General features: G+C 69.6%; 19 protein-coding genes. 8 read left to right on the top strand and 11 right to left on the bottom strand.

Features of this window, described 5'->3' with window-relative positions:
* Nucleotides 1–82 precede the first annotated feature (82 nt).
* Entirely contained in the window at nt 83–517 is a 435-nt protein-coding gene (locus N7L95_RS03595; protein ID WP_301258453.1) for a CBS domain-containing protein, read from the bottom strand.
* 360 nt (nt 518–877) lie between these two features.
* On the opposite strand from N7L95_RS03595, the gene N7L95_RS03590 reads away from it, so the two are divergent.
* On the top strand, nt 878–2,362 hold the full coding sequence (locus tag N7L95_RS03590; RefSeq protein ID WP_301258451.1) for a S8 family serine peptidase: 1,485 nt from the start codon (nt 878–880) through the stop codon (nt 2,360–2,362).
* 7 nt (nt 2,363–2,369) lie between these two features.
* Entirely contained in the window at nt 2,370–2,618 is a 249-nt protein-coding gene (locus N7L95_RS03585; RefSeq protein WP_301258450.1) for a hypothetical protein, read from the top strand.
* 19 nt (nt 2,619–2,637) lie between these two features.
* Here the strand turns inward: N7L95_RS03585 and N7L95_RS03580 are convergent, their stop codons facing one another.
* The gene (locus tag N7L95_RS03580) at nt 2,638–3,060 is read right to left on the bottom strand and encodes a four-helix bundle copper-binding protein (RefSeq protein ID WP_301258449.1); all 423 of its coding nucleotides are present in this window, start codon (nt 3,058–3,060) and stop codon (nt 2,638–2,640) included.
* A gap of 134 nt (nt 3,061–3,194) precedes the next feature.
* Between N7L95_RS03580 and N7L95_RS03575 the strand changes: the two genes are divergently transcribed.
* Nucleotides 3,195–3,662: a hypothetical protein gene (locus N7L95_RS03575; RefSeq protein ID WP_301258448.1), complete on the top strand. Its 468-nt coding sequence runs from the start codon at nt 3,195–3,197 to the stop codon at nt 3,660–3,662.
* A gap of 127 nt (nt 3,663–3,789) precedes the next feature.
* Here the strand turns inward: N7L95_RS03575 and flhC are convergent, their stop codons facing one another.
* From flhC to N7L95_RS03540, 7 genes are all read right to left on the bottom strand, one after another.
* A complete protein-coding gene (flhC, locus tag N7L95_RS03570) occupies nt 3,790–4,329 on the bottom strand; it encodes a flagellar transcriptional regulator FlhC (protein ID WP_301258447.1) in 540 nt (179 codons plus the stop codon).
* Between the two features lie 65 nt (nt 4,330–4,394).
* Nucleotides 4,395–4,724 (bottom strand): flagellar transcriptional regulator FlhD, encoded by a 330-nt coding sequence (flhD, locus tag N7L95_RS03565; protein WP_301258445.1) that lies wholly within the window; start codon nt 4,722–4,724, stop codon nt 4,395–4,397.
* Nucleotides 4,725–5,039: 315 nt separating this feature from the next.
* The gene (locus N7L95_RS03560; protein ID WP_301258443.1) at nt 5,040–5,219 is read right to left on the bottom strand and encodes a hypothetical protein; all 180 of its coding nucleotides are present in this window, start codon (nt 5,217–5,219) and stop codon (nt 5,040–5,042) included.
* A 135-nt stretch (nt 5,220–5,354) separates the two neighbouring features.
* Nucleotides 5,355–5,747, bottom strand: a complete 393-nt coding sequence (locus N7L95_RS03555) for a TraR/DksA family transcriptional regulator (protein ID WP_301258442.1) — start codon at nt 5,745–5,747, stop codon at nt 5,355–5,357.
* Between the two features lie 111 nt (nt 5,748–5,858).
* Nucleotides 5,859–7,769 carry a serine/threonine protein kinase gene (locus N7L95_RS03550; RefSeq protein ID WP_301258440.1) on the bottom strand — a complete coding sequence of 637 codons (1,911 nt, stop codon included), beginning with the start codon at nt 7,767–7,769 and terminating at the stop codon, nt 5,859–5,861.
* Nucleotides 7,770–8,082: 313 nt separating this feature from the next.
* Nucleotides 8,083–8,466: a hypothetical protein gene (locus N7L95_RS03545; RefSeq protein WP_301258439.1), complete on the bottom strand. Its 384-nt coding sequence runs from the start codon at nt 8,464–8,466 to the stop codon at nt 8,083–8,085.
* A gap of 365 nt (nt 8,467–8,831) precedes the next feature.
* On the bottom strand, nt 8,832–9,650 hold the full coding sequence (locus N7L95_RS03540; protein ID WP_301258438.1) for an N-acetylmuramoyl-L-alanine amidase: 819 nt from the start codon (nt 9,648–9,650) through the stop codon (nt 8,832–8,834).
* Between the two features lie 255 nt (nt 9,651–9,905).
* Between N7L95_RS03540 and N7L95_RS03535 the strand changes: the two genes are divergently transcribed.
* The 3 genes from N7L95_RS03535 (at nt 9,906) to N7L95_RS03525 (ending at nt 13,312) form a co-directional block, all read left to right on the top strand.
* Nucleotides 9,906–10,520 (top strand): hemerythrin domain-containing protein, encoded by a 615-nt coding sequence (locus tag N7L95_RS03535; protein ID WP_301258437.1) that lies wholly within the window; start codon nt 9,906–9,908, stop codon nt 10,518–10,520.
* 39 nt (nt 10,521–10,559) lie between these two features.
* Nucleotides 10,560–11,204, top strand: a complete 645-nt coding sequence (locus tag N7L95_RS03530; RefSeq protein WP_301258436.1) for a phosphoribosyltransferase — start codon at nt 10,560–10,562, stop codon at nt 11,202–11,204.
* Between the two features lie 458 nt (nt 11,205–11,662).
* Nucleotides 11,663–13,312 carry a glycerol-3-phosphate dehydrogenase/oxidase gene (locus N7L95_RS03525; RefSeq protein WP_301258435.1) on the top strand — a complete coding sequence of 550 codons (1,650 nt, stop codon included), beginning with the start codon at nt 11,663–11,665 and terminating at the stop codon, nt 13,310–13,312.
* 28 nt (nt 13,313–13,340) lie between these two features.
* Here the strand turns inward: N7L95_RS03525 and fghA are convergent, their stop codons facing one another.
* Nucleotides 13,341–14,204 carry an S-formylglutathione hydrolase gene (gene fghA / locus N7L95_RS03520; RefSeq protein WP_301258434.1) on the bottom strand — a complete coding sequence of 288 codons (864 nt, stop codon included), beginning with the start codon at nt 14,202–14,204 and terminating at the stop codon, nt 13,341–13,343.
* Between the two features lies 1 nt (nt 14,205).
* The gene (locus N7L95_RS03515) at nt 14,206–15,312 is read right to left on the bottom strand and encodes an S-(hydroxymethyl)glutathione dehydrogenase/class III alcohol dehydrogenase (RefSeq protein ID WP_301258432.1); all 1,107 of its coding nucleotides are present in this window, start codon (nt 15,310–15,312) and stop codon (nt 14,206–14,208) included.
* A 1,035-nt stretch (nt 15,313–16,347) separates the two neighbouring features.
* On the opposite strand from N7L95_RS03515, the gene N7L95_RS03510 reads away from it, so the two are divergent.
* Nucleotides 16,348–17,055 (top strand): ABC transporter ATP-binding protein, encoded by a 708-nt coding sequence (locus tag N7L95_RS03510; RefSeq protein WP_301258431.1) that lies wholly within the window; start codon nt 16,348–16,350, stop codon nt 17,053–17,055.
* Entirely contained in the window at nt 17,052–18,461 is a 1,410-nt protein-coding gene (locus N7L95_RS03505) for an ABC transporter permease (RefSeq protein ID WP_301258430.1), read from the top strand. Before N7L95_RS03510 ends, N7L95_RS03505 begins: the two co-directional genes overlap by 4 nt.
* The last annotated feature ends 1 nt before the right edge of the window (nt 18,462 follow it).

Genomic DNA, 18,462 nt, shown 5'->3' with positions numbered 1-18,462 from the left:
CGCGCCTCGAAGGCGCACAGGCCAGCCTGCCAGGCCCGCAGGCCCGGCAGGCGGCGAAGGCGGCGTGGCCGGCCGCGCGGGTTCAATGCTGGCGGTCGGGGGTGGAGGGCGAAGAGATCCGTTCCAGCGTGCCTTCCACGTCCTCCGGGTGCTTGGTCGCCAGGTCACCCAGCGAGACGATGCCGACGAGGCGGTTGTCACGATCCACCACCGGCACGCGGCGGATCTGCACGTCGCTCATCTGCTTCATCACCTCGTCGACCGGCTGGTCCTCGAAGCACCAGCGGACCTGGTCTGTCATGACGTCGCCCACATGGGTGCCGTCGGCCGACAGGCCGGCGGCCACGGCCCGCACGGTGATGTCGCGGTCGGTGATCATGCCGACCAGGCGCTCGCCGTTGCACACCGGCACCGCGCCCACGTTCAGTTCGTCCATCACCTGGGCAGCGGCTTGCAGCGTGTCGTCGGGGGAGACGACACGAACCCGCCGGGTCATCACTTCGGAAATCTGTTGCATGGTGTTCTCTCCTTGGCGCCTGCCGTGGCACCGGGGCACTGCATCGGGCGGGCCGGGCGGCCGCTTGCGGGCGGGGTACCGGCCGGTTCGCGCACTGCCGGGGCAGCGCGCCCTGCAGCGGTTCGCAAGCGACGTGCCTGCTGCCCCAGGCAGCGCTGCCCACCCGGCCAGCTGGCAGGGCACCTCGGCGGCGGCCCGGCGCGCCGGTAAAAAGTGGCGACGGCCATGTAGATAGGACCGGTCATGACCACCTCGCAGCTCGCCTGGCGGTTGGAAAAAAGTCGTCACCGTTCGACATGACGAGGGATTCAGAATGGGACACGCCTCACGTTGAGCGCGTCACTGCTTGACAGGACCACCATGCCCCCGAATTCGCCTTCCCCCTCGCGCTACCTCATCCTGCCCACCGCCGGCTTCGTCACCCAAGGTCTGGCCCTGCCCGCCACCGAGCGGATGCTTCGGCAACTGGATCCACAGCAGCCGGAAGGCCGGGTGGCGCTCGCGGGTGTCAATATCCGCGTGATTGCCTCGGCCGCGAGCGACGGCACCAAGGTGGTCAGCCTGACCGCGGACGAAGCAGCGTTGCTGCAGTCCCAGCTGCCCGGCTTGCGCATGGTGCCCGAGCAGCGCTACACGCCTGCTCGGGCGCCGCGCCTGCAGGTGGAACACAAGGTGCGCAGCACCGCGGAGGCGCCGCTGCAGGAGATCACCGTGCGTGTCCTGGCTTCCGGCGAAGCGCCGGTGCCCCTGGAAGATGTGATGGTGGTCGTGCTGACCGATCCGGCCCGCCGCACCGGTGCGCAAGGTGTCACCAACGCGCAGGGCGAGGTGAAGCTGCGGCTGCCCTCCGGGCCGGCGCGGGCGCCGCTGGTGGCGGCCTACCCGCTGCACGGGGGCTGGCCGCGCCAGTGGCGCAACGTCGCGCTGGAGCCGGTGACCACGCTGACCGTCACTGGCATTGGCGCCGGTTTCGCCGACGCACGCCGCCGCCTCTATGGCGAGCCGGATGCGGCGGCGGGGGCCGGTGTCAAGGTGGCCGTCATCGACACCGGGGTGGGGCCGCACGGCAACCTGCCGGTGGTCGTCGGCCGCAACACCACCCTGGTCGAGCCGGTGGACGAATGGCACGACGAGGACGGCCACGGCACCCATGTCGCGGGCGTCATCGCCGCCCGGGCGTCGGAGGGCGGTTTCGGCCTGCAGGGCGAAGCCCCCCAGGTCGCCCTGCATGCCTACCGGGTGTTCGAGCGGGGCGAGGGCGGCGCGTCGAACGCCGCCATCCGCGAGGCGATCCGCCAGGCGGTGCTCGATGGCTGCGACATCATCAATATGAGCCTGGGCGGCGGCGGCAGCGACGCGGCGATTTCCGAGGCCATCCAGTTCGCCCGCCTCAGCGGCGCCGTTTGCGTGGTGGCCGCCGGCAATGAGGGCGGCCCGGTGAGCTACCCGGCCAACGACCCGCTGTCGCTCGCGGTGTCGGCCATCGGTGTCAGGGACGCCTGGCCGGAGGAGTCGGCGCAGGCCGGCCACTTCACCGAGCCGCTGGGTAAGTACGACACCTTCGTCGCCCGCTTCTCCAACCGTGGCCCGCAGGTGCGCCTCGCCTCGCCGGGGGTGGGCATCGTGTCCACCATTCCGCGCGACCGCTATGGCGTGATGGACGGCACCTCGATGGCCAGCCCCGTGGCGGCCGGTATCCTGGCGCGGGCGCTGGCCGGCAATGCGCAGTTGCTCAACGCGCCCCGTGATGCCAAGCGCTCGGAAGCCATCCTCGCGCTGGCCGCGGAGCGGGCCGAAGACCTCGGCTTCGCACCGACTTTGCAGGGCAGGGGGCTGGCGAGATAATGGGGCCATGGGCCGCTACGTCCTCTACAGCCGCAACCTCGAGTCGGCCGCGCCTGCACCGGTCGCGGCCGAGGCGGCGGCCGCCGCCGCCCGCGCCTGCGGTGCCAGGGTGCTGGGGCAAGGCAGCGGCACCGTCGTCATCGAGGCCGATGCGGCACTGGCCGAGCGCATTGCCAGCCAGCTGCCCGGCTGGGCCCTGACCGCCGAGACCCGCGCGATGCGGGTGCCGACGCCGCCTCGCTTCAAGGCGCTCTGATGCCGGGGCGCCGCGCGGCTCAGCCGTAGGCGCCTTGGCGCGCCGGCCCGCCCGGCAGGCCGGTGGTCGGAAGACGATCATCGGTCTGCGTGGCCGGCATGCCGGTGCCGGCCACCTCCTTGCAGCTGTCGGCGCAGCGCCGGCAGGCATCTTCGCAGTCCTGCAACTGGCCGAGCTGGCGGCAGCTTTGGGCGCAGGCGCCACACACCTTGGCGCACACGGCGCACACCTCGCTATGCAGGGTGGAGCCGCTGAGCATGAAGTTGGCGGTGGCCTGGCAAAGGTCGGCGCAGTTCATCATCAGGCTCAGGTGGTCCTGCTCGGCATGCGGCCCGCCCAGGTCGAGGCATTGCCGCAACGCGGCGCCCCGGCATGCGGCCCAGCATTGCAGGCAGTCCTGAATGCACTGCTGCACCTTCGGGTCGTTCACGATACCTGTCACTGTGGTGCTCCTGCTGACTGATGTAGCCCAGCTGGCAAGCGTCGTTCCCAGGTGGGAACACCGCTTGCACAAGCCGTCTCGTGCGGGGCCGTGGCCCCGCCTTCCCTTCAACAGACAGGAAAGCGAGGCTTCTCATGAGCACCTGGACTGGAGCGCTCAAGGACGCGATGGTGTCCGGCGGCGCGGCAAGCATCACCTCGGCGGCGCTCCTGGCGCTGCGCGGCCGCAAGGACACGGGCAGCGCCGTGGCGCCACTCAATGCCACCAGCCACATCGTCTACGGAGACGAAGCCTTGCGGGTGAACCGGCCCACCGCCCGCCATACCGTGGTCGGCGCCGCCTTGCATGCCGCCTCGGGGGTGTTCTGGGGCGTGCTGTTCGAGAAGCTGCTGCGCCGCGAACGTCGCCCAGCCAGCGCCGGCGCGGTGGCCCGCAATGCGATCAAGGCGACTGCGGTGGCGGCCTTGGTGGACTTGGTCGTGGTGCCCAAGCGGCTGACGCCCGGGTTCGAGCGCCGGCTCTCCGGCCGCAGCCTCTGGATGATGTATGGCGGCCTGGCGGCGGGCATGGCGGTGGGTGCGCTGCTGTGGCGCCGCCGCTGAGGGAAAGCGATTCCGCAAAGAAAAACGGGCCCCGAGGGGCCCGTGTTAAGGCACAGCGGACTGTGCTTCTCTCAGGAGGAAACCAACGACGTCGAAAAAAGAAGACGAAACAAGTTCGGCGAGCGACTCAATGGCCGGTTTGCAGGCTGCCGGCCGCCTTGCCCTTGCCGGCGCGCGCCGGCGGGTTGCACATGCCGCAGACGAAATGCTTGGCGATCTCGTGCGGATGGGTCACGAAATGGCCGCCACACTTGGAGCACTTGGTCATCGTCAGCATGCCGTTGTCGATGAATTTCACCAGGCGCCACGCGCGGGTGACGGACAGCAGCGGCTCCAGGCCCTGGGCCTGCGTCTGCTCGAGGTAGAGTCGATACGCCTTGATGATGGTGTCGATCTCGTCGATCTCTGCCACCTTGTTCAGGTATTCGTGGATGTTCAGGAACAGCGAAGCGTGGATGTTCGGCTGCCAGGTCATGAACCAGTCGGTCGAGAACGGCAGCTGGCCTTTCGACGGCGACTTGCCCGAGACCTCCTTGTACAAGCGCAGCAGGCGCTCGTAGGACAGGTCGGTTTCCGACTCCAGCACCTGCAGCCGGGCTCCCAGCTGGATCAGCGTGACGGCGCGTTCGATCTGCTTGGCTTCGGTGAGGATGCTTTTGCTGCGCATGGTGCTGACTCCTTGAAATGAGGGGAGGGGCGGTGTAGCCGGGGTCGGGCGGGCGACCGGCCGCCTCAGGCGGCTTCCTGGTGCCGGCCGGCCATCACGATGGCGGCGTGCAGGCGCGAGGTGGCGTCGTTCGCCGCGGCCTTGCCGTGGTTGGTGAGCAGGCCCCAGACCAGTTCGTCGTCGAAGCGGAAGCGGCACAGCAGCGTGTTGCCCGAGGCAATCTTCAGCATCTGCGCCGGGCTCAGCACCTCCAGCAGATCAGCGGTGTCTTCCGAGACGCCCAGCCGATACAGGGCCTGTTCGCGGTCGGTGCGGATCAGGTTTTGCGCCAGCATCAGGTAGGACAGGTTGGCTTCGCGGATCTCTGCGAGGATCTGGTCTGCGGTGGTGCTCATCTGTGTCTCCTGCTTCGGTCCTGAACTGCTTTGGAAAGTTGCTAGCCGTGGCTTGCTCGATGGAATGAATTCTGGCGAAGCTTGAGGGCGGGAAACATCAGGTTGCTTCTGTGCGACCTGTCGCCTTCGTCTGATGCCCTTGTCAGACAAATTCCTACAAGCCGGCCGGGAAGGCCCCTCAATTTCCACTCAAGTAGCGTGCCTGCCCGCCGTCACGCGGCATGCGGGCTGGCTTCAGGGTGCAGAGCGGCACCGGGGAGAACAAGGGCGGGAAGAGTCGGGAACGAGGAAGCGAGCGCGGCGGCTGCTTGCCCCTCACTCCATGATGGGTACAACCTTGCAGACGTCGGCTTCTGGCCACCGCTGCGCCGCCAACTGGCGGGCCAGGGCGAGCGCTTCTTCGCGCTCGGGTTGCTTGACTTCGAGCCACTGCGGGCCGCTGTCGCTTGCCGGGTATTTGAAGGCCACCAGCCAGCCTGTGATGTCGCCGAACATGAAGTTTGCCTGCTGCCGTGAAAAAGCGGGAAAAGGGAGCAGGTCATGGTAGCGAGCGCGGCAGGCCGGGCATCAGGCCTTGCCTGTGCCGGCGAGCAATAGTGCCGGGAAGGTAACAAAACGCGGGTCGCTGCCTCAGCCCGGGTCGCGCAGGATGGTGGGGTGGACTCGTTCGAAGTCCGTCTGGCAGTCGGCACACCGCAGCGCGGTGGGTTGCGCCTGAAGTCGGGCAAAGGCAATCGCCTGGCCACAGTCCACGCATTCGCCGTAGCTGCCGTCGTCCAGCCGGGCGCGCGCGGCATCGATGTCGCGGAGTTCCTCGATATCGCGCTCGGTCTCGACGTGGCGAATGCCTTCCTGCAGGTGAGTGGCGGCCGCATCGCCATGATCGCCGACCTGGCCGGCTTGCTCGATGGAACGGTCGGCCCTCGCCTCGCGTTCCTCGCGCACTTCGGCCTGCAGCTGCTTCTCGCGTTCGTCCAGCTGGGCCCTCAGGGTGGAGCGCTGAGCGTCTGTCAATGTCGTCATGTTGGCCTCTCCTCGGTCTGCGTTCGTCGGATGGCAGTCGCAACGGCCGTGGGCCGTTCCGAGCCGCCTGCCTCCTGCGTAGCAAACGCGAAGCCGGCCGCGCGCCTTACCTCACTCCACCTCGTCGCGATCGCGCAGGCGCTTGCACAGGGGATGGTTCACATATTGGGGCCGCTTGCACTGCGTCTGCATGCAGTAGTACAGGGCGAAGTTGGTCCTCGGCTCGCACAAGGCGCGCGGATTGGTCGGCTCCGCGCTGGCGGCGCTGCGCCGGGACGAGCGCTCGTCGGGCGCCTCCTCCGCCACTGCGGGGGGCGGGGAAGCCGCCACGCTTGATGGGACGGTGGTTGTCGCAGCCGCCGGTGCCGGCACAGCAGCAGTGGCAGGCGGGGCAGCCGGCGCCGCAGTCGCTGCTGCCTGCGGCGCCTGTTCCTCAGGCACTGCCGCTGCGGTCGCCGGCGGCGGTGCGGGGGGCAGCGCCTGGGAGGCGGCCGCCGCAACCACTGGCGCCGAAGCGGGCCGCGGCGGGCTGCTCAGTGCGTCGCCGCGTGGGGCCTGAGCGTCCTCGCTGAAAGAACTGTCGGCGAGCTGGCGCAGCACGGCCTCGGCATTGCGGCTGTCGTTCCACTTCCAGCCGCCCAGCCCGATGGCGACCAGCACCGCCAGCCCGATGCCCCAGCGCACCAGCGAGCCGCCGGCCTTGGCGGCGCGGCGCTCGTCCTCGTCCAGGGGGCGGGTGGCGGTCCAGCGCTCGCTGTCGGTCTTGGCATCGGGGAGCGACCCCAGGGCCATGCTGAGCGCCGCCATCACTGCTTCGTCGGATGGCGCTTCTTCCTGCTTGGGCGCCGGCGCCCCGGTGGTCGGCTTGCCGGGTGGGCGCGCATCGGGCCCGGGAAACACGGTGAACAGGGTCGGAACGTCCTGCAGGGGCGGCTGCGTCTGGCGGCCGGGAGGAACCCGGGCTGCTGCGGCTGCCGCCGCAGCAGCAGCGATGCTGGCGGCGTCGGAGGTTGCCGAGGCGGCGCGCGCAGGCGGCGCAGCGGCGCCGGCCGGCTTGTTGAGCGCCTGCCGGAACTGCTCGACGTTCTGGGGCCGGTCCTGCGGTCGGACGGCGAGTGCCCAATCGATGGCCGACAGGAAACTCGGGCTGTAATGCAGTTCCGGAAAGTTGAGCTTCAGGCCTTGCACCACCTCGGCCAGGGGCTTGAGCTGGTCGTCGACCGCACGGACGGTGGACGGCAGCGGGGAGCGCCCGCTGATGCAGTAGTAGATGACCGCGGCCAGGGCATACAGGTCGGTCCAGGGGCCCTGTTGCAGGTGGCCCGCTTCGGCGTACTGCTCGATCGGTGCGAAGGCCGGCTTCAGGATGGCCGTGAGCGTCTGGGTCTTGTCACCGATGACGCGGCGGGCGGCACCGAAGTCGAGCAGCACTGGCCGGCCGTCCGGCAGCAGCAGGATGTTGTCGGGCGCGATGTCGCGGTGGTAGCAGGAACCGTCGTGCAGCACCTCCAGCGCGCCCATCAGCGAATGCAGCAGGCGGCGCAGCCAGGCTTCGTCCGGCGGTGCCTTCATGCTCATGCGCGCCTCGGCCAGCGTCGGGCCTTCGTAGTAGGGCATCACCATGTAGGCGGTGCCGTTGGCCTCCCAGAAGCGGTAGACGCGCACCAGCGACGGGTGGTCGAAGCGCGCGAGCAAGCGCGCCTCGTTGACGAAGGACCGCAGCCCCAGAGCGAAGGTCTCCGCATGCGAGGAGGCGCGCAAGGTCACCTGCGAGCGGGCCCCGCGCGAGGCCAGCGCGGCGGGCAGGTATTCCTTCACTGCCACATGCCGCTGCAGGTCGTGGTCGGTGGCGAGATAGACGATGCCGAAGCCCCCTTCGCCCAGCACTCGTTGCACCTCGTACTCGGCGACCCGGCTCCCCGGGCCGAGCGCGTCCTGGCTGGGCGCCGCCGTTGCCTGCGTGGGTTCGAACCCCGGCGGGGGACGTTCTGTGGAGACGGACTGTTGAGATGGATAGGTCATCGAATCAAGCGCGGTGAGTTGAGTCGCTCATGAAGCAGGGCGCAAGTGCAACTCGGCAATGATTGTGACCGTTTATAGACGAAAGACGTGGCGAAACCGTTGCCAAGGGTGACCCCATGCGACCGGCGGCGCCCTTCAAGCAGGGCCTGCCGATGCCGAGATCCCGCCTCGCCGCCTGCAATGGTGCGGGATGGCGCCGCGTGCGCCGGGCCACCCGCAGTTTGTAACGACGTGCGGCCTCCTGCTGTGCGGCCACGCTCGCATGCCAGAGTAGGCCGGTGCAGAAGCCGGCGCGACGGTGGTGCGGCTCCGCCTAGAGCGAGGCCGCGTCGCGCCCGTCGCTGCCCACGGCGGCCGCCCCGAGCAAGCCCGCCACGTCACCGGCACGCAGGCCGCGGCTGGGATACTCGGCAGATGGGGCGAGGTCAGCGCCGGCCTCGGCGGGCTGTTCGAGCTGCGCCGGCTGGCGCCGGGCGTCGTAGGCGAGTTGCGCAACCACCACCAGCACCGTCGACGCCAGAATCAGGTGCAGCAGTGCTGCGCTGGGCAGACGGCTGGTGGCTTCGGGAATCAGCAGCAGGATGCCCAAGGCGCCCCAGGACACGGCGCGCTGCTGCCGCCAATGCACGGTTGCCACGCAGGACAAGACCGCCAACATGGCAGCCACCGTCAACGCTTCCAAAGAATCCTGTTCCATCACAGCCTCCCTCGCACCGCCCCTCGGCGGCCGGTGAGCTGGCTGGGCAAATTCAGTGCCCGCCCCTGGCTGGAGCGCGTGCGCCCGGGCCGTGTTCGTGGTGGCTGGGCTCCCGGCGCGCTGCCGGGCAGCCTGCCGGCAGGTGCGGCGCCTCGGGCGGAAGATCTTGCACACCCGCAGCGCAAATGCGGCTGCTGATGCGCCTTCCGGGCGCCCGCCTTGCTGCGGCGCCGGTCGGCATGGCGCGTTTTCCAGCCGGCTGTCGGCTTTGCCCCTTCGCCGCCCCTGTCCGGTTCCTGCTTCAGGCTGCCGCGTGTCTGCTCCCGAGGTCCTGCTTTCCGTCCATGAACCCGCCACGGCGGCCCTCAGCCGGGGAGCGGCGCCGCCCACGGGGTGATGAAGCGGTTGTTGACCCAGCCTTCGACGTCGCTTTGCGCCTCGGCTTCCACATGGCTCCATCGGTCGCCCGGCTCCACCAGCAGCAGCACCGCACCCTTGTGCAGCGGTGCCGCCGCGGGCGCAAACTGGAAACCCGGGCCCTGCCGCACGGGCAGGCTGTCGGCCGTCACGATGTAGCGGGCGGGCTGGTCCTCGCTGCGGCCGAGGGCGCGGCTGCGCACGCTGGCCATCGGAAACGCCGGGCCGGGATCGAGCTTGCGTCCGCGAGCCACGTCGTCATGGCCTCGCACATCTTCCAGCGCGTAGTGGCTGACGAGCAGTTCGGCGACTTCCCGCACGCGCTCGATCTGCACTTCGGTATAGGTGTGCCAGGGCATCACCCCACCGCCGTGCTGGTGCTCGGCCAGCAGCACCTCGTTCTCGCTATAGACCTTGCCAAACCATGACACATACCCCTGGCCGACCCGGCGCAACTGGCCGGCGTTGTCCAGTTCGATGCCGATGGCGTGCTGGTTGAGGCCGCTCAGGCCCATCCATTGGCTCACTCCCGCATGCCATGCGACCACATCGAAGGGCAGCAACTGATAGATGTGACCGTCTCGCGCAATGACGAGATGGGCCGAGGACTTGGAGGCCGGGTTGCACAGCGTGGCTACCGCGCTTTCGGCCGAGCGTCCCGCGGTGTAGTGCAGGAGGAGCAGGCGAGGGCGCAGCACGCCGCCCCGGTTGGGCGAATCGCGGTAGACCACCGCCTCGTCGACCAGCCGATGATGTTCGATCTTCATGGTGTCCTCCTGGGTCGTGGGGGCGCGAGACGAGGGGCGGTGCAGAAGCCGCCGGCGTGGCCTGCGGGACGTGGCAGGAAGCCTGCCTGCATTGACCCTGCCGGCCATTGCGAATTCCCGGTGGCGCCAAAAGGCAAACTCCTATAGTGTGGACGGCGGTACTTCCGATGCGCCAAGTGGCTGTCTGTGCGACCGCCGGCACGGCGCGCGCCACCCACGGTCCCGGCTGCGTCGGACCGGCAACAGGAGACCGGTATGCTGGCTGCCCAATGCGTGTGTTCGCTGCTGCAAGCCGAGCACGCGGTGATTCGTCAGACGCTCGCGACGCTGGACGAAATGCTGCAAGTCCAGGCGTGGTGGCAGCCGGCTGGCTCGCTTCCCCGTATGAGGTCCTTGATGGCGTTCCTCAGGAGCTTCGAGGACACCAACCACCTGCCGAAGGAGCGTGGCCACCTGTTGCCCGCCATGCGGGGCCGCTCGGCAGATGCCGACCGCCTGATCGCCACCCTCGAGGATGCCCGCGGCCACACGAGCCGCCTGTTGCGGCAGGCCACGCACGTGGCCGACAGCGTGGCCGAAGGCGATGTGCGCCGAGCCGGTGAGCTGTCGGCGCTGTTGCGGGAGCACCGGGCCGCGCTGCTGCGCCAGCTCCACGACGAAGACACCCAGCTGCTTGCCTTGGCGAGGCAGCTGCTCGGTGATGAGGAATGGTCGCGCATCGCCTCAGCGATGTCGCGCATGCCGGCCCATCCTGGCACGCCGGTGGACGGGCTGGCACGCAAGGACGAGACCGGCCTCGATGAAGCACTGTGGCAGCGCGTTGCCGCGCGTGGGGGTCGCGGGCGCGGCTCCGAGTTGCGACTGCGCTGATTGCCGCGTCCTGCGCCCCACCGCCTGAAGGGACGCGACATGGCCCAGCTTTTCACCGATCGCATCGAAGCCGGACGCGTCCTGGCCGAACAAGTGGCGGCGCTGTCGCTGCACGATGCGGTGGTGCTGGCCTTGCCGCGCGGCGGCGTGCCCGTGGCGGCCGAGATCGCCTGGCGGCTGCATGCGCCGCTGGATTTGCTGATCGTTCGCAAGATCGGCTTGCCCTGGCACCCTGAGCTGGCAGTGGCGGCGGTGGTCGATGCTCAGCCGCCGGTGGTGGTGGTGGATCAGCAGACCATGGCCTCCATGGGCGTGGAGCTTTCCTATGTCGAAGAACGCGCCCGCGAGGAAGAAGCCGAGATTGCCCGGCGCCGCGCCCTCTACCTGGGCGGGCGGGCCGCGGTCCCTCTGGTCGGACGGACGGTGGTCGTGGTGGATGACGGCATTGCGACCGGCACCACCGTCCGTGCCGCGCTGAAGGCGCTGCGCACGCGGCACCCGGCGCGCTTGGTGCTGGCAGTGCCGGTGGCGGCCCCGAGCAGCGCGGAAGCGCTGAAGGAAGAGGTGGACGACCTGGTCTGCCTGGCGCAGCCGCCGGAATTCATGGCGGTGGGCGCCTATTACCATGACTTCCATCAGGTCAGCGATGAAGAAGTCATTGCGGTGCTGGCGCAGCTCGCCTGACGGGCGATAGGCGGCCGGATGCCGCCGGGTGGGCTCGGCAGGCCAGGCCGCAGCGCTGCGGCATCCGATTCCCAGCAGCAGCACCGGGCCCCGGGCCGGTCGGCAAACGCGCACCGCGCAGCGAAGCAGGCGCACGTCAGCGGCTTTGCATGGCACTGAGAGCCGGCCCTCGGAGGCCTCTCGCGATGGTCCGCTGTCCGCTCGGCCGCCTGTCGGGTGGCCCGACGCGTTCCCCGCCTCATCGGGGCCGACCCCGCTTCCCCCGTTCCAAGCTCTCGTGGTCTTGCTGCTTGCCCGGCCTCAGGCTCGCACCAATGTTCGTTTCTTTTCCTTTTTTGGCATTAATGAATTCGCTTTGATTCGTTTTTGTTGACTTTGGCATCTTTTGAGCCGACACTGCGCTCAGGCCGGCTCGATGCCGGTGTTTCAGTCATCCACCGTCCTGCCCCCCGCCCACCATGCAGCTCCGCTCCACCTGCCTGTCCGAGTTGAAAACCGCCGTGTTCGACACCCTGGTGATTGGCGGTGGCATCAACGGGGCGGTCACTGCGGCGGCCCTGTCGGCCCGGGGTGCCCGAACGGCGCTGATCGACGCGCGCGATTTCGCGGGCGGCTCCAGCCAGCAGTCGTCCAACCTGGCCTGGGGCGGCATCAAGTACATGGAGACCTTCGAATTCGGGCTGGTCAACCAGCTGTGCGCCTCGCGAAACCACCTGATCCGCAGCTTCCCGTCCTCCGTGCAGGAGATGCGGTTCTTCACGGTGCACGAGAAGGACTTCCGCCACTCGTTGCTGAAGCTGTTCGCCGGCACCTGGCTGTACTGGCTGATCGGCCGCGGTTTCACCCGCACGCCGCGGCTGTTGTCCGTGGCGCAGGTGCGGGCCGAGGAGCCGGTGGTGAAGCTCGACCGATGCGACGGCGGGTTCGAATACTCGGACGCCTACCTGGTCGACAACGACGCCCGATTCGTCTTCCAGTTCGTGCGTTCGGCGATGGACGCCGGCTGTGCTGCGGTCAACTATGTCGAGTCGGAGGGCGCCACGCGGGGGGCTGACGGGCTGTGGAGCGTGCAGGCCTGCGACCGCGTCAGCCGCGAGCGTTTTGTGATCCGGGCGCGCACCCTCGTCAACGCCTGCGGCGCCTTCGTCGACCATCACAACGCCCGCAGCGGGCAGCGGACCGAGCACCATCATGTGCTGTCCAAGGGCATTCACCTGATCGTCAGGCGCATCACCGACAGCCGGCGCATCCTGACCTTCTTCGCTGACGACGGCCGTCTGTTCTTTGCGATCCCGATGGGCGACAAGACCTGCATCGGCACCACCGACACCCGGGTCGACCATGCCACCCCGCATGTCACCGAGGAAGACCGCCGCTTCGTGCTCGACAACATCAACAAGCGTCTGAACCTGGCTGAACCGCTGACGACCGCCGACATCATCTCGGAGCGCTGCGGCGTGCGGCCGCTGGTGGTGAAGGGCAGCGGCAAGGGAACGGCAGACTGGTTGCAGATGTCGCGCAAGCACGTCGTCGAAAGCCGGCCGCAGGACGGCCACGTGAGCATCTTCGGCGGCAAGCTGACCGATTGCCTGAACGTCGGCGAAGAGCTGTGTGCCGAGATCGAGCGCATGGGCGTGACGCTGCCGCAAGGCCGGCGCCGCTGGTACGGCGAGCCGCAGGCGACGCGGCGCACGGATTTCCTGCGCCAGTGCGAGGCGCTGGGCATCGACGCGGCCGCGCCGGTGGCCGGCGACCGCACCAGCGAGCGCCTGTGGCGCTTGTATGGCGAGGAGGCCTTCGGCCTGCTGGAGGAAATCCGCACCGACCGCCGGGCGGCCGAGGTCCTGGTGGAGGGCAGCGGCTACATGCGCTGCGAATTCGCCTACTGCGCCCGGCGCGAGATGATCACCACGCTGGAGGATTTCCTGCGGCGCCGTTCCAAGCTGGAGCTGACGCTCGGCCGCCGGGCGCTGCGTGCCGCGCCCGGGCTGATGGAGGCATGCCGCCTCCTGTTCGGCAGCCAGGCGCAGTTGCAGTACGACGCCTACTTCGCCGTCACGCCGTCATCGGCCGGCTCGACGCTCGCGCCGCTGGCCATGGCGGCCTGAGCGGCGCTCCGGTTGGTGCCGACGCCCGTCAGGCCGTGCCGGCCAGCCGCTCGGCGTGGAAGCGCAGGTGGTCTTCGACGAAGCTGGCGATGAAGTAGTAGCCGTGGTCGAAGCCGGCATGCCGGCGCAGCGTCAGCGGCTGGCCGACCTGGCGGCAGGCTTCCTCCAAGGCCTCTGGGTGGAGTTGCTCCGCCAGGTAGGGGTCGTCCAGGCCCTGGTCGATGAGGATGCCCCGGGGGTAGGGCGCCTCGCTCTGGCGAGCCATCAGGCAGCTGGCGTCGTAGGCTTCCCAGGCCCGGGTGTCGTCGCCCAGGTAGCCGGCGAAGGCCTTGCGGCCCCAGGGGCAGCGCGTGGGCGCCGCGATGGGCGCGAAGGCGGACACCGAACGAAAGCAGCCGGGGTGGCGCAGCGCCAGCGCCAGTGCGCCATGGCCGCCCATGGAGTGACCGAACAGGCCCGCCCGGTGGACGTCCACCGGGAAGTGCTCGCCGACCAGGGTGACGAGCTCGTCCACCAGGTAGCTCTCCATGCGCCAGTGCTTGCGCCAGGGTGAGCGGGTGGCGTCGAGGTAGAAGCCGGCACCGACGCCGAAGTCCCAGGACTCGGCCTCACCCGGCAGCCCGGCGCCCCGCGGGCTGGTGTCCGGCGTGACAAGGGCCAGGCCCAGCTCCGCAGCCGCGCGCTGGGCGCCTGCCTTGATCGCGAAGGTCTCCTCGGTGCAGGTGAGGCCCGCCAGGTAGAAGAGCACCGGCACCTTGCGGGCGCCGTCCAGCGCCTGCGGAGGCAGGTAGAGCCCGAAGCGCATCGGCAGGCCGATGCGGGTGGCGTCGTGGCGGTAGAAGCGCTGCTGGCCGCCAAAGCAGCCGTGGCTGGAAAGCAGTTCGAGTGCCATGTCAGTACACCACCACCGAACGGATGGACTCGCCGCGCTTCATCAGCTCGAAGCCCTCGTTGATCTGCCCCAGGCTGAGGGTGTGGGTGATCATCTCGTCGATCTTCAGCTTGCCTTCCATGTACCAGTCCACGATCCGCGGCACATCGGTGCGCCCGCGCGCACCGCCGAACGCCGAGCCTTTCCAGACGCGGCCCGTGACGAGCTGGAAGGGCCGGGTGGCGATCTCCGCGCCCGCTTCGGCCACCCCGATGATGATGCTCTGGCCCCAGCCCTTGTGGCAGCACTCGAGTGCCTGGCGCATGGTGGTGGTGTTGCCGATGCACTCGAAGCTGTAGTCGGCGCCGCCATCGGTCAGCTGCACGATGGCATCGACGACGTTGTCGACTTCCTTGGGGTTGATGAAGTGCGTCATGCCGAAGCGGCGTGCCATGTCCTCACGCGCGGGGTTGATGTCGACGCCGATGATCCTGTCGGCCCCCACCATGCGGGCACCCTGGATCACGTTCAGCCCGATGCCGCCGAGGCCGAACACCACCACGTTGGCACCCGCTTCCACCTTGGCGGTGAAGATCACCGCGCCGACGCCGGTGGTGACGCCGCAGCCGATGTAGCAGACCTTGTCGAAGGGCGCATCCTCGCGGATCTTGGCCATCGCAATGGCCGGAGCCACGATGTGGTTGGAGAACGTCGAGGTGCCCATGTAGTGGAACAGGGGCTTGCCGCCGAGCGAGAAGCGGGATGTGCCGTCGGGCATCAGGCCCTTGCCCTGGGTGGCGCGGATGGCCTGGCACAGGTTGGTCTTGCGCGACAGGCAGAACTTGCACTGCCGGCATTCGGGCGTGTAGAGCGGGATGACATGGTCGCCCGGCTTGAGCGACGTGACGCCGGGGCCGACATCCACCACCACGCCCGCACCTTCATGGCCCAGGATGGCAGGGAACAGTCCTTCCGGATCGGCGCCCGAGAGGGTGTAGTAGTCGGTGTGGCAGATGCCGGTGGCTTTCACTTCCACCAGCACTTCACCGTCGCGCGGGCCGTCGAGTTCCACGTCTTCGATGGTGAGGGGGGCGCCGGCCTTCCAGGCAACGGCGGCTCGGGTCTTCATGTCGGTTCTCCTTCGGGGCGGCCGCTGCGCACGCGGCGCAGGCCGTGACAATCGCGCTTTCTAGCGCCGAACGGGCCGGCTGGCGCGTGGCGCAGGGCATGTCCCCTTGCCGCGCCGGCACATCGTGCCGCCCGCCTGGCGGCATGCTAAGCGAGGCCGCCCGGGATAGAGGCACTGGCTTTCAAGAAGCAACACCTGCCCAGCGAGGGCACCCTGGGTTGCCGGCGCTGCAGGGCCCGGCCGAACCGGTGCGGCAGGCGGCCGGAGCGCTGCGTTCGAGGCCGCCCGCGGTGGGCTTGGGCAGGCGCTGGCGCTGCGGCCGTGCCAGCGCGCCCGGCCTGTCAGGCGGCATGCGCAGATGACGGACGCAGCTTGGCGGGCGGCAATGTCGGGCGTCCAGGTTTGTCGCAGGGTGTGGCTCCTGCGCCGGCCGGCGTCCTGCGGTTCCGCCAGCACTTCATGGCGCTGCCGGACGCGGCGGCCGGTGGCCAGATGCCGAGCATTTCGCTGACCGAGGTGCCGTGCGAGCCGCTCGACCGAGGCGGCGTGGCCCGAGTCGCCGCGGGACGGCCCCGGGTGCCGACACCGGCGGCCGCATCGAGCTGCGCTGGAAACCGGCCTCGCCCGGTGCCATGGCCGGCCACGCGCCGTGCTGGATGTCGGAGGGCGCCCGCCGCGCACTTGCCGCGCTGCGGCCCTCGGCGATGGAGCGGCTGCACGCGGTGCGCCACATGGAGGCCCCCACCGGGGGCGGCGACCGCAAGCATCGCGACATTGACCAGTGCCTCCGGCGAGCCCCATGGCGCCCGGCTCGCTTCCCCAAGCCAGAGGAGATGCGGCCTGGACAATCGCACAGGTATCTCCGGTTGCAACGGCTGGATATTCTTTCCAGCACGCCGCGAAGCCGGCCCTGATGTCCGGGCTGGCAGGCTGCCGACATCCGGCCGCTGCCTTCGCGACGCCGAGCCTGTGCAATGGCGCGTTTGGCGGCATGGCACGTCCCCAGTTGCTGCCTTGCCATTCCGGCCATCACCCATGAACGTCGTCTCACTTCAAGGCGTCGCGAAGTCCTACCACCTCGATGCGGTCGGCGTGCCCGCACTCGCTGGCGTGGACCTCACCGTGCGCGCGGGCGTGCTCACCGTCATCGCTGGCGCCTCGGGCAGCGGCAAGACCACGCTGCTGAACCTCATCGGCTGCATCGACCGGCCCGATGCCGGGCAGATCGTGGTCGCCGGCGAGCCGGTCGGCCGGCTTTCGGACGACGCGCTGGCCGACTTCCGGGCCCGCCACCTGGGCTTCGTGTTCCAGAACTTCAACCTGCTGCCCGTGCTCTCCGCGGCCGAGAACATCGAGTACCCGCTGCTGTTGAACGGCGTGCCGGCCGCGCAGCGGCGCGAGCGGGTGAGGGCGCTGCTGGCGGCGGTGGGGCTGGAGGACAAGGCGGCGCACCGCCCGGGCCAGCTCTCCGGGGGGCAACGCCAGCGGGTGGCGATCGCGCGGGCCCTGGCCGCCGGGCCGCGGCTGGTGCTGGCCGACGAGCCCACCGCCAACCTCGACAGCCTGACCGGCGCCACCATCATCCACCTGATGCGGCGGCTGCAGCGCGAGCAGGAGGTGTCCTTCGTGATCTCCTCGCACGACCCGCAGATGCTGGCCGAGGCCGACGATGCGGTGCGCATCCACGACGGCCGCATCGTCTCGGTGCAGCGCGGCGGCCGGGTCGAGGAGGCGCGGACATGAAGATGCTGGCCCTGGCCTTGCGCAACCTGCTGCGCAACCGCCGCCGTTCGCTGACCACGATGTTGGCGATGATCGTCGGCGCACACACGGTGCTGCTGTTCGGCGGCTACTGCCGCAACATCACCTACGGGCTGCAGACGGACTACGTCAAGTTCGGCGGCCACCTGCAGATCCAGCGTGCCGGCTACTACCGCTGGGGCAGCGGCGATCCGGCCGCGTATGGCATCGCGGCCTACCGCGACATGCTGGCCACGCTGCGCAGCGACCCGGTGCTGGCGCCCATGCTGGCGGTGGCCACGCCGACGCTGCAGCTGCAGGGCATTGCCGGCAACTTCGCGGCCGGCGTCTCGCGCACGGCGCTGGCCCAGGGCCTGGTGGTGGACGACCAGAACCGCATGCGGGCCTGGAATGACTATGCCTTCCCGGTGCAGCTGGCGCCGCTGGCCCTGACCGGCACCGGGCCCGAGGCGGCCATCGTCGGCCTCGGCCTGGCGCGCGTGCTGCAGCTCTGCGCGCCGCTGCGGCTGGCCGACTGCGCGCCGCCGGCCGCATCCCGCCGTGAAGCCGCCGGCGCCGACCTGCCCGGCGACCTGGTCGCGCTGGCAGGCAGCACCGCAGAGGCGGCCGCTCCGGCGGGCGGCGCGGCGGCGCCGGCCGGTGGTGCCGGCATCGAGCTGCTGGCGGCCACCGCGCGTGGGGCGCCGAACGTCGCCCGGCTCGACGTGGTGAAAGCCGAAGACCAGTTCGTCAAGGAATTCGACGATGTCTACGTCGGCCTGCACCTGGAGCAGGCCCAGCGGCTGGTGTATGGCCGCGAGCCGCCACGGGCGACGGCCATCCTGGTGCAGCTGCGCCATACCTCCCAGCTGCCGGCGGCGCGGGCCCGCATCACCGAACTGCTGGCCAGCCGCTTTCCGGCCGAGCCAACAGAGGTGCTCGACTTCACCGTGCTGAACCCCTTCTACGGGCAGGCGCTGGCGATGTTCGCCACGCTGTTCGGCTTTGTGGCGGTGCTGATCGGGGCCATCGTGCTGTTCACGGTGGGCAACACGATGAGCACCGCGGTGGTGGAGCGCACGGTGGAGATCGGCACGCTGCGCGCTCTTGGGCTGCGGCGTGCCGGGATCCGGCGGCTGTTCCTCTGCGAAGGGTTCCTACTGGGCCTGGCGGGGGCGGTGCTGGGCGTGTTCAGTGCGGCTGCCCTGGCCGGGCTGATCAACCACAGCGGGCTGACCTGGACACCACCGGGGCGCTCTCCGGTGCCGCTGATCATCCGGGTCTGGGGCGAAACCGAGCTGATCGCCGGCACCACGCTCGCCCTGGTGGTGGTCGCCCTGCTGTCGGCCTGGTGGCCGGCGCGGCGGGCGGCGCGCCTGCAGATCGTGGATGCGCTGCGCCATGTTTAAC

This window comes from Eleftheria terrae (assembly GCF_030419005.1).
GTDB classification, from domain to species: Bacteria; Pseudomonadota; Gammaproteobacteria; order Burkholderiales; family Burkholderiaceae_C; genus Caldimonas; species Caldimonas terrae.
Note: the sequence above shows the minus strand (reverse complement) of the source record. Positions and strands in the feature narration are given on the sequence as shown.